Raw genomic sequence first — 11084 nt, forward strand, 5'->3', positions numbered from 1 at the left:
GAAAAAGCGCCCCGTTCCAAGGGGGCGCAATCCGTTTCGCTTGCCCGAATTCAACAAGAAATCTCCCTTTGTTCCAAGCCCGCACAAGTGACAACCCATGACTGACTTCCCCTTCCCCTTTCCCGCTGACACCATCAGGAACCATCGTTTTCACGGCGTACTTCAGGGCGTCTTCGTCACGGACGACGGCATCATCCGGCTGCAAACACCTTTTGGCCTGCTTCGCCTTTACCCACGACAAGGCAAGACGGGGAAACGACCGTTGCGCGCTGCATACCGGAACCATGAAGCGTTTCCCGATGCTGTGGTCAACGTCTACGGCTATCCGCGCACCAGTGATGCCGGAGTCATCGAAAGGTTGGAAATGGTGAGCTTCCATGTCCCCGGTTCACCAGAACCCGATGGCCCGTTGCCGCTCTCAAGGAAGTTTCAGCCGAACCAGTTGTTCCTGTGTGGCCGAGTCCGGGAACTGAGAGATGGTCTGATTCAGGTGAAGGTGAAAGCCACTGTCGGCGGTCATGACCTGTCCTGGCGCGTCACGGGAATGCTGGCGGGCAAGCCACCGGCACTTCATTCAAAGGTGCTGTTCGAATGTGGCTTGGCTGCTGACGGAACGCTTGTCGTACGTCCGTGGAAAGTGATCACCCCAGCTGGTCGACCAACTTCTTCAACAGAGATTCGATCTCGGAAAACCGCGAATCAATCTGGGAAAAACGATCCTCTAAATCTTGTCCGTCGGCAAGAGTAATCGAAGAGTTCTGATAGTCCTCGCCTGCCTTCTCAACAGAAGAAATCGTCGATTTCAGCTGGTCTTTCAGAACCGAGACTTCAGCGGTCTCTCCCAGGGAACCTTCCCCGGCAGCGTCCAGGATCGATTTCAGGTTCATTCCCTTTTCGATAGTCGCTGCCTTCTCGGCCACGTCGACCTGAATGATGAAGCGTGAAATCAGGGCTGAAAGAACGTCGCTTTTGTCGGTCTCGAAACCAGCAGCCTTCAGGGCCAACACAGCACGGTCGAACTTCAGGTTCAGCCCCTTTGGGATGTAGTAGCTGCTGACCTGATAATCGGGGTTCCCACGCTTCCGCGTCACAGGAATATTCCCGGCTTCGACAGCGTCGGGCTTCTGCTCCTTCTTAGGCCGGGGCAATTTATGTGTGTGCAGTGTGGCCAGCGTAAGCGGAACCGCCAGGACGGAAATCCATAGAACCAACATTCCGTAAACCTGTGACCCCATGCCCGGATCGCTGATCTTGTCGACGTTGTCGGTGCCGGGTTGGAAAATCATCTTCCGCAGTCATCAGATCACTGGCTTGCTTGTCGGATCCACCTGGAGAGGGCGCTGGCCATAGGCAAGCAGCATCCAACACCACAATTTGATGACATCAGTGGCTCAACCTTCAAAACATTGATTGAACCCATCGTCTCGCCAAATCACTTCTGTCAGAATTGATGAATGGGAAAGAAGTGCACCAAGCAGGAGAAGATTCGCCGAACTGAAGAGCTGGCCAATCTGATTGTGAAGGGGTTATCCCAACGACAGCTGATGCACCATGTGACCACTTCCTGGGGGCTCTCAGCAGAACAGGCTCATCGATACGTCCGAGAAGCCAGAGATGTGGTGAAGGCTGACCTCAGCGACATTGATCGCGTTGACATGCTCGCCAGCAAAGTCCAAATGTTGGAACAGATCGCCACTGATGCTGTGGCTGCAGGCAGGGAAAGCAATGCCATCGGCGCAATCCGGTTGCTGAATGAACTTGTGGGCTTTGGAGCAGGACAGAAGCCAGGAACGCATTGATGAATCGATCACAGGCTCTTCAACACATCGAGGAGCTATCAGGAAAAGGAGAGCTGGAAGAAGCAACTCATCTCTATGCACTGATCGTTATTGACCACATCAGCGATGCTGCGCCCAAAGAGCTGCTGCGCTGTCATACCCCAGAAGAGCTATCGGCCTGGATACGGCGTAATGCACTCGCCTGGCAAGCAAAGCTGAGTAAGGAGGAATTCGCAGAGCAATTTGAAGTTGGGCACGGCAGTGCTCATGGATGCACTGAACAGATGCTGAGCTGTATCGACTACGAGTTTTCGCTGGATCTGCTGACCTCACGCGCCAGCAGGACTAACCAGACAGCTCCGTCGCAAGGCTGAAGAAGACCTTTTCGGGCTTACCCGCCTCATGTCCAGAAGCATTGGTGTAATTGGTTTCAGGCTGAGCTGAACCCCCAACGGGGGAGGCACACGAGACGTACTCCCCCCATATGGGTGATGTGCTTCATGTCCTTGAGCACGAGATTGATTGAAGACTAAGCATTCAAAGATGGCCAAGAGTTACGGGAAAGTCACCCAAGCAAGCAGACAGGGAAAGTCGGCAATCTGCATCTTCGTGAAGCCGGAAGCCAAGCAGAGCATCATTGCTGCTTTGGCGGAGGGTGGTTATGGAATCAGCTTCCAGGAAGGTATTACCAACCTGCTGAATGAGTTGCTGCTTGAGCATCACAAAGCTCCCATTGCATAAGCGATGCAATGCATTGATTCTTTTGAGCATGACAAGCATGCTTAGCCAATAAAGACAAATAAGTTCACCGTTTGATCGAAAAGTCTGAGAAATGGCATAGGGTCTTCTCATCGAAATCACAGAGAGTTCAAGCTTCACGTCAAGTGCTTCGCATTTGATAAAAGATTCTTATTGCTCTCAACAATCCAGACTTTTTAGGAGGCTTCAACCATGTCGATCTCATCAGATCTTTCATGGCAAATTGAGAAGCAATCAGAAAGCGGGAACCAAGAAAAAAATGAAGCACATGTGCTGAATCAAGAGTCGGCTTGCCAAGAATCGGCAGACGCCAACTCAGCACAGGCTGAACGATCAGAACATATCGCCATTCTCAACCAGGAAAAGACTGAAGAGTCAGTTGCTCAGAGAGCCGAGGCCGCAGTTCAGGAGGCAGGAGCGGCCTGTCCCGTCAAAAAGGTTTTTGAAGCGGTGAATGGATTCACGGTCGATCTGGACGACGACGAAGCGGATCGATTGAAGGCTGTGCCAGCCATCCAGAGCGTTGAAACAGATCAACCTCTGCCGTTGACCCCACCGGTTGAGATCCACCCGGTGATCAATTCCAATCCTGAATCCCAGGAAACCGAAGCCTCAGCCCAGAGCAGTGCACTGGAGCAAGAAGTGCGCCTGGAGAACGTCTTTGTTGGTGACGTGATCGAAAGCGACGAGTCTGATCTCAGCGCTCAAGCAGATTTCTCCACATCGGCTCTGCCGGTGTACCGCAATGGCACGGCCAGCACAGGCGAAACACTCACATACGGCGTGAAGGCCGTCTGGGGAGGTGCTGATGTCAGCAGCCAGGGCAACGTCGGCAGCGGCAGTTACGCCTTTGTGATCGATTCGGGGGTGCTTGACACCACCGGTGACCTGCTGATCAACAAAACCTGGTCCAAGAGTTGGGTGAGTGGAGAGGGAGCATTCAGCGACGGCAACGGCCATGGCACCCATGTCGCCGCAACGATTGCTGCACTCGCCAACGGCAAGGGAGTTGTCGGCGTTGCCCCAGGTGCTGAGGTTGTGTCGCTAAAAGTCTTCAATAGCGCTGGCGGCGGTGCGAGTTACAGCACCATCATCGATGCCGTCAATTACGCCACCAACATCATCAAGAACAACGGTCTTGATGAGACAAAATGCGTGATCAACATGAGCCTGGGCGGCGGATTCAGCTCCGGACTCGACAGTGCTGTGAAAGCAGCCGCTGATCAAGGCATTAAATTTGCGATTGCGGCTGGAAACAGCGGCGCTGATGCTGATGGTTTCACGCCTGCCAGCGCTGGCGATCACGCCAATGTGTATTGCGTTTCCGCGGTCAACAACAACTACCAGATGGCCAGTTTCTCCAACTGGGATGATGCCGGTGGCGGAGATGATGTGGATGTTGCCGCACCCGGTGTTGCGGTGCGGTCTTACTACAAGGGCGGCAAATTAGCGGATCTCAGCGGCACCTCAATGGCCGCTCCCCATGTGGCGGGTTTGCTGCTGGTAGGTGATGTGAAAAAGGGAGACATGGTGAAAGCCAACAGCGCTGGCTACGCCGACCCATTTGCATTAGGCGTGTTAAAAAACCAATCAACTGAAACTGGCAAAGGAGGCAATAATTCATCCACAACCCGCAGAATGGGTGGAGGAGCCAGAGCTACTAATAAGGAATATCAGAATCAGGCTGCACAGGCAGTCGTAAAAGATGATGGTTCTGTCATTGCTTGGGGGAATAGCTCTTATGGCGGTAACAGTTCCTCAGTTCAGTCGAAACTGAATTCAGGCGTTGAAGATGTCTATTCTAATTACTACTCTTTTGCCGCCCTGAAAGACGATGGTTCTGTCGTCACTTGGGGGAATAGCTCTTATGGCGGCAATCAGTCAATCAACAACAGCAATACCGCCGGTCTTAAGAGTGGTGTTACGGATATATCATCAAGCTCTCATGCCTATGCAGCTATCAAAGACGATGGGTCAGTCATTACCTGGGGGTATTACTACTACGGCGGTAATAGTTCATCGGTTCAGTCGAAACTGAATTCAGGCGTTGAAGATGTCTATTCCAATTACGCCTCATTTGCGGCTCTAAAAGATGATGGCTCTGTTGTTACCTGGGGGGATAATTATAACGGCGGCAATAGTTCATCAGTTAGTTCGGAGCTTAGCAGCGGCGTTGTTGATATCCAGTCAACTTACTACGCCTATGCAGCGACTAAAGACGACGGCTCAGTCGTGACCTGGGGAAGCAGTTCCTACGGAGGTAATAGCAGAAGCGTCAATCGCTATTTACAAAGTGGTGTAGAGAGTATTACTTCTAATCCATACGCCTTTGCGGCACTCAAAAAGGATGGCTCTGTTGTTTCATGGGGCTACAGATCATCTCTTGGGGGCACCAATCGAGTCGAAATTAGTAGCGGTGCTCAGAAAGTAGTTGCCAATGACTATGCTTTTGCTGCCGTTAAAGATGATGGATCTGTGCAGGCCTGGGGCAATTATAGCCATGGAGGAAATACTTCTGTCAACGGAGATTCAAAAAATCTTGAGAGTGGTGTGATTGATATTGCTGCAACTTCGTATGCATTCGCCGCGCTTAAAGACGATGGCTCTGTCGAGACTTGGGGCAACTCATCATATGGAGCGGATACAAGATACGTTTCAAATTATCTAACAAGTGGAGTTACTGAAGTCATCAGTAACCGGGGTGCCTTCGCAGCCTTAAAAGAAGATGGATCACTCGTTACTTGGGGCAATAGCTATGACGGAGGTATCAATGGGATTAAATTCTCAGAAGGTGTCAAAGAAGTCACGGCTAATCAATACTCCTTTGTGGCAACAATGGAGGATGGATCAGTCAAGGCCTGGGGTTCCTCTTACCATGGCGGCAATACTTCTAGCAATAACAGCAACACATCAGGGCTTCAAAGCGGCGTTGTTAAAGCCTCCTCAGTTTTTGATGAGTTGTCGTTCGACTCCCGCTTTGGAGATCCAATTCTTGCGCCAATTAATGGCACAGATGCTGATGATTATTTAGCAGGTGAACGCGGAAACTATATTTTTGAATTCAAAAAAGGATATGACATCATGGATTATTCCACGATGTCATCGCCCATCACTCTGATCCGGGGTGGAACTGTTGACAAAGGACGTAATGGCACTGACACCTTCAAGGATTTTGCCGATGAAATCATTGGCACAGAAACCACTCGTGACTGGGTTGATGGTTTAACAGGTGGCGGCAAGATTGCCAGCCTTGACGTGAATCTGGCATCAGAAACGCTCAAAGTTTCTGGCATCCCTGGTATTGGTTCCGCAGCACTCAACATCAAAGATTTTGAGCACGTGGCGGGTAGCGACACCGCCGACAAACTGGTCGGAAGTGCCCTCGGCAACAAGCTCTACGGCAACGGCGGCAACGACACCATTGATGGTGGTTCCGGCAGTGATGACATCCAGGGCGGTGCTGGTAACGACAACCTCAAAGGCGGTACCGGTAAAGACAGCCTCACCGGGGGTGATGGTGCCGATGTGATGGATGGTGGCTCCGGTAATGACACGATCAGTGGCGGTAATGGCGATGATGTGATGCGCGCCAGTGTCGGAAACGACAGCTATACCTTTGGCTCCGGTAACGACACCGCCGACTACACCGATTTCTATCGCGATATCACCCTGATCAAAGGTGGATCGGTTGATAAAGGCGGGTTGGGCAAAGACACCTTTAAAGACTTCACCGAAACGGTTAAAGCCACCAAGCGCTCCAACGACTGGATTGATGCCTCGGGCGGTTCAACAGCCAGCCTTGATGTCAGTCTCAAAAAGCAATCGCTCAAGCTCAGCGGGTTGCCGGGCGTTGGCACGGCCAGCATCAATGTTCAGAATTTTGAGCACATCAAAGGCAGTGATAAAGCTGACCGCGTCGAGGGAGATGGAAATAACAACATCCTGATCGGCAATGGCGGTAACGACGTCATGGTCGCCAGCACAGGTAATGACACCTACACCTTTGGATCAGGAAGCGACACCATTGACTATTCCGGCATGGGCCAGTCCGTTCGGTTGGTGCGCGGGGGAACGGTTGATAAAGGCAGTGCTGGTACAGACACCTTCACGGATTTCTACGAAACGATCAAAGCCAGCACAGGTCAAGGCGACTGGATTGATGGAATCACCGGAGGAGGTCAAATTGCCAGCCTCAATGCCGATCTATCCGCAAACTCGCTCAAGCTCACCGGTCTTCCAGGAGTGGGAAGTGTCAGCCTCAAGGTGGAGAACTTCGAAAATATCGATGGCAGCGACACTGCAGACAGGCTGAAGGGCGACAGCAACAACAACGAACTCAAAGGCAATGGCGGCAACGACGTCATGCTCGCCAGCGCCGGCAACGATACCTACACCTTTGGCTCCGGTAGCGACACGCTCGATTACTCGGGCCTTGCCCAGACCATTACGTTCAAAAAAGGTGGTTCCGTTGACAAAGGCACATCAGGAAACGACACGCTCAAGGATTTCGCGGAAACGATTGTTGGTTCTGCGGAAAAGGGCGATTGGATTGATGGGGATCAAGGAACTGTTGCCAGTCTTGATGCCAACCTGAGCACTCAAACGCTCATGGTCAAAGGCATTCCTGGCAAGGGCAATGTCAGCGCCAAGGTGGTGAGTTTTGAGAATGTGCGCGGCACCAAGCTCGACGATGTGATTGTTGGTGACAACAAGAGCAATAATCTGATTGGTGACAGTGGCAACGACACCATCAAAAGTGGTGGCGGCAAAGACACCATTGATGCCGGCAGTGGCAACGACATCATCACGGTCATCAATGCCAATGATGGCAGCACCACGGTGATCACAGGCGCCGGTCAGGACACAATTACCTTCACCAAAACCTATTACGACTCTCTCTCTAACAGTGGTGCAGAAGCTCTCACTATTACTGACTTCAGTGCGGGCAAGCTGGGTGACCTGTTGGATCTCAGTGAACTGTTCACTGATGTTGCGGTTGGCTTTGATGGAAGTAATCCCATCCTCAACGGCTACATCGACCTGGTGAAAGATGTCGATGATGTCAAGCTGCAATTTGATGGAGACGGTGCATTCGATACAGCTTTCAGCGCGGTAACGATTGCACTACTGAAAAACACCAAACGCACTGATCTCGATAAAACCAACTTCAATCCCGCCTTTGAGATCCCGCCTCCGACCATTCAGGGCACCAATCGCTCCGAGCGGATCAATGGCAGCGATGAAGGTGAATGGATCTATGCCTACAACGGCTTTGACAACGTCAATGCCAAGGGCGGGGATGATCGGCTTTATGGCGGCTATGGCAACGACACCCTCAGTGGTGGCGCTGGCGACGATGAGCTGTACGGCGAAATGGACGATGACACCCTGCTGGGCGGCGATGGTGACGACCGCCTGACGGCTGGCGATGGTGCTGATTATCTCGATGGCGGTAATGGCAGCGATACCTACATCGTTGATGATGAGCGCGACACGATCAAAGACACCGGCACTGATTCCGGAATCGATACGGTGATCTATCGCTATGTCTCAGACAAGTACGTGATGGGCGATGGCATTGAGAAGGTTGTTCTTCCCAGCTTTGTCAGCGCGAAAAGTCTGACGGTGATGGGGAATCAAGCAAGCAATGATATTTCAACGGGTGATAGCAATGATGCTGTGATCGCAGGTGCTGGTGATGACATTATCTACACCGCTTCCGGAAACGACAAAGTGGAAGCTGGTGCGGGTAATGACCTGATCATCGGAGGCGATGGTGCTGGAGATGATGTCTATGACGGCGGCTCAGGCATTGACACCGTTCAATACACATCAGCGACTGATAACATCACGGTTGACCTTTCCAAAGGCACAGCAACATCAACCTATGGCGCCGATAAGGCGGGGATTGGCTCTGACATACTCTCCAAGATTGAAAATGTCATCGGCGGTAATCACAACGATCAACTGATTGGTGATGCTGCTGATAACACCTTCACCGGCGAGAAGGGGAATGATGTGATCGACGGTGGTTCTGGTAGAGATACTGCTGTCTTTAAAGGAACAATGGGCGACTACAAGATCAATAATTCAGGTTCTGCCATTCAGATAACGGATAAGCAAGACGGCAGGGATGGAAGCGATACCCTGAAAAGTATTGAATCATTCTCTTTTAGCGACTTTGATGCAGACGATCTGAGTGGAAACATCGGCCTCATCAAAGATGGATCGGGCGATTTTTACGCCAAAGACATCTCTTCAGGGGAACTGAGCAGCATCAAGTTCAGTAATAGCCAGGTCAGCACTGATACCTGGCAGGAATGGGATCTGGCTGCTGCTGAAACCATTGACGGCACCAATGAAGCCATTAACCAGCATCAAAACGGTGATCTCTACCGCTGGCAGCTTAATGCGGATTGGAACTTCACAGGTGCTGCATTCGTTGACTACAACTCAGCCGACTATGAAAAAGCTGAATCTGACTTTGGGGTTGACTTCAATAGCGATGGTGTCGTTGGTTCAGCCGTCACGGACCTTGAAACAGCGGGCTCCATCAGCCTCATCAAAGATGGATCGGGCGATTTTTACGCCAAAGACATCTCTTCAGGGGAACTGAGCAGCATCAAGTTCAGTAATAGCCAGGTCAGCACTGATACCTGGCAGGAATGGGATCTGGCTGCTGCTGAAACCATTGACGGCACCAATGAAGCCATTAACCAGCATCAAAACGGTGATCTCTACCGCTGGCAGCTTAATGCGGATTGGAACTTCACAGGTGCTGCATTCGTTGACTACAACTCAGCCGACTATGAAAAAGCTGAATCTGACTTTGGGGTTGACTTCAATAGCGATGGTGTCGTTGGTTCAGCCGTCACGGACCTTGAAACAGCGGGCTCCATCAGCCTCATCAAAGATGGATCGGGCGATTTTTACGCCAAAGACATCTCTTCAGGGGAACTGAGCAGCATCAAGTTCAGTAATAGCCAGGTCAGCACTGATACCTGGCAGGAATGGGATCTGGCTGCTGCTGAAACCATTGACGGCACCAATGAAGCCATTAACCAGCATCAAAACGGTGATCTCTACCGCTGGCAGCTTAATGCGGATTGGAACTTCACAGGTGCTGCATTCGTTGACTACAACTCAGCCGACTATGAAAAAGCTGAATCTGACTTTGGGGTTGACTTCAATAGCGATGGTGTCGTTGGTTCAGCCGTCACGGACCTTGAAACAGCGGGCTCCATCAGCCTCATCAAAGATGGATCGGGCGATTTTTACGCCAAAGACATCTCTTCAGGGGAACTGAGCAGCATCAAGTTCAGTAATAGCCAGGTCAGCACTGATACCTGGCAGGAATGGGATCTGGCTGCTGCTGAAACCATTGACGGCACCAATGAAGCCATTAACCAGCATCAAAACGGTGATCTCTACCGCTGGCAGCTTAATGCGGATTGGAACTTCACAGGTGCTGCATTCGTTGACTACAACTCAGCCGACTATGAAAAAGCTGAATCTGACTTTGGGGTTGACTTCAATAGCGATGGTGTCGTTGGTTCAGCCGTCACGGACCTTGAAACAGCGGGCTCCATCAGCCTCATCAAAGATGGATCGGGCGATTTTTACGCCAAAGACATCTCTTCAGGGGAACTGAGCAGCATCAAGTTCAGTAATAGCCAGGTCAGCACTGATACCTGGCAGGAATGGGATCTGGCTGCTGCTGAAACCATTGACGGCACCAATGAAGCCATTAACCAGCATCAAAACGGTGATCTCTACCGCTGGCAGCTTAATGCGGATTGGAACTTCACAGGTGCTGCATTCGTTGACTACAACTCAGCCGACTATGAAAAAGCTGAATCTGACTTTGGGGTTGACTTCAATAAAGACTCTATTATTGGAGGGGGTCTTCTGCAAGCAAGCTTCAATGAATCAATTGCTTCATCATCGATCGACAGTCGAACCACCAGCAAAATTTCTAGCACTCAATCGGAGCTGACAAACTCAGACTTGTTTGATCCAGAAGTCCTTGAAGCTTATGGCGAGAACGGAGTGACGACAAGTAAAACAGGATCCACCTCATTTGCGCATTCAAGCGACATTGATTTTTCAGCTATGTCTTCACTATCTGGCTTTAATCTTGACTCGTTAGTTAACACGAATTTGCTGGCCTAATCTTTGACAGGGAACTCAATGAGCCAGTCGCAAATAGTCTGAGGAAGGGCGAGAACACTGTTCTCACCCTTCCATCAACCCGAGCTTGCAGAAGTGAAAAATGTCAGGTAGATGCATCGCTATTAGGAAGCAGCATCAAAAAAGATTCAAACCTACTCTCATGACTATCCAGCTGAACCCGGACAGTTCCCGCATGTAGGAGGTTCAGCCGTTTACGTAAGCCTCCTTCTGTTCATTTCATGCCAATGCCGCGCCGAACGGCTTCTGGAAATCGGTTACTTATAAGGCACGTCTGGATTTCTGACGAAACCACTTCGGGTCGGTCGTGATTTTTGTAATTCGTAGATGTCCCTTGCCGTGGGGTCATCTCCAGCG

At 51.0% G+C, this 11084-nt stretch carries 6 protein-coding genes; 5 read left to right on the forward strand and 1 reads right to left on the reverse strand.

What is annotated here, in order from left to right:
• The first annotated feature begins 97 nt into the window (after positions 1–97).
• Positions 98–748 (forward strand): hypothetical protein, encoded by a 651-nt coding sequence (locus SynBIOSE41_RS00955; RefSeq protein ID WP_186539292.1) that lies wholly within the window; start codon positions 98–100, stop codon positions 746–748.
• Here the strand turns inward: SynBIOSE41_RS00955 and SynBIOSE41_RS00960 are convergent.
• The gene (locus tag SynBIOSE41_RS00960) at positions 642–1286 is read right to left on the reverse strand and encodes a hypothetical protein (protein WP_186539293.1); all 645 of its coding nucleotides are present in this window, start codon (positions 1284–1286) and stop codon (positions 642–644) included. The two genes, SynBIOSE41_RS00955 and SynBIOSE41_RS00960, sit on opposite strands and share 107 nt — an antisense overlap.
• 168 nt (positions 1287–1454) lie before the next feature.
• Here SynBIOSE41_RS00960 and SynBIOSE41_RS00965 point away from each other — a divergent pair, with 168 nt between their 5' ends.
• The 4 genes from SynBIOSE41_RS00965 (at position 1455) to SynBIOSE41_RS00985 (ending at position 10709) form a co-directional block, all read left to right on the forward strand.
• Positions 1455–1799, forward strand: a complete 345-nt coding sequence (locus SynBIOSE41_RS00965) for a hypothetical protein (protein ID WP_186539294.1) — start codon at positions 1455–1457, stop codon at positions 1797–1799.
• Positions 1799–2152 (forward strand): hypothetical protein, encoded by a 354-nt coding sequence (locus SynBIOSE41_RS00970; protein WP_186539295.1) that lies wholly within the window; start codon positions 1799–1801, stop codon positions 2150–2152. The genes SynBIOSE41_RS00965 and SynBIOSE41_RS00970 overlap by 1 nt, the downstream gene beginning before the upstream one ends.
• A gap of 169 nt (positions 2153–2321) precedes the next feature.
• Positions 2322–2519: a hypothetical protein gene (locus SynBIOSE41_RS00975; RefSeq protein WP_186539296.1), complete on the forward strand. Its 198-nt coding sequence runs from the start codon at positions 2322–2324 to the stop codon at positions 2517–2519.
• A gap of 210 nt (positions 2520–2729) precedes the next feature.
• Positions 2730–10709: a S8 family serine peptidase gene (locus SynBIOSE41_RS00985; RefSeq protein WP_370594164.1), complete on the forward strand. Its 7980-nt coding sequence runs from the start codon at positions 2730–2732 to the stop codon at positions 10707–10709.
• The last annotated feature ends 375 nt before the right edge of the window (positions 10710–11084 follow it).

Source organism: Synechococcus sp. BIOS-E4-1 (assembly GCF_014279995.1).
In the GTDB taxonomy this organism is placed as follows: domain Bacteria; phylum Cyanobacteriota; class Cyanobacteriia; order PCC-6307; family Cyanobiaceae; genus Synechococcus_C.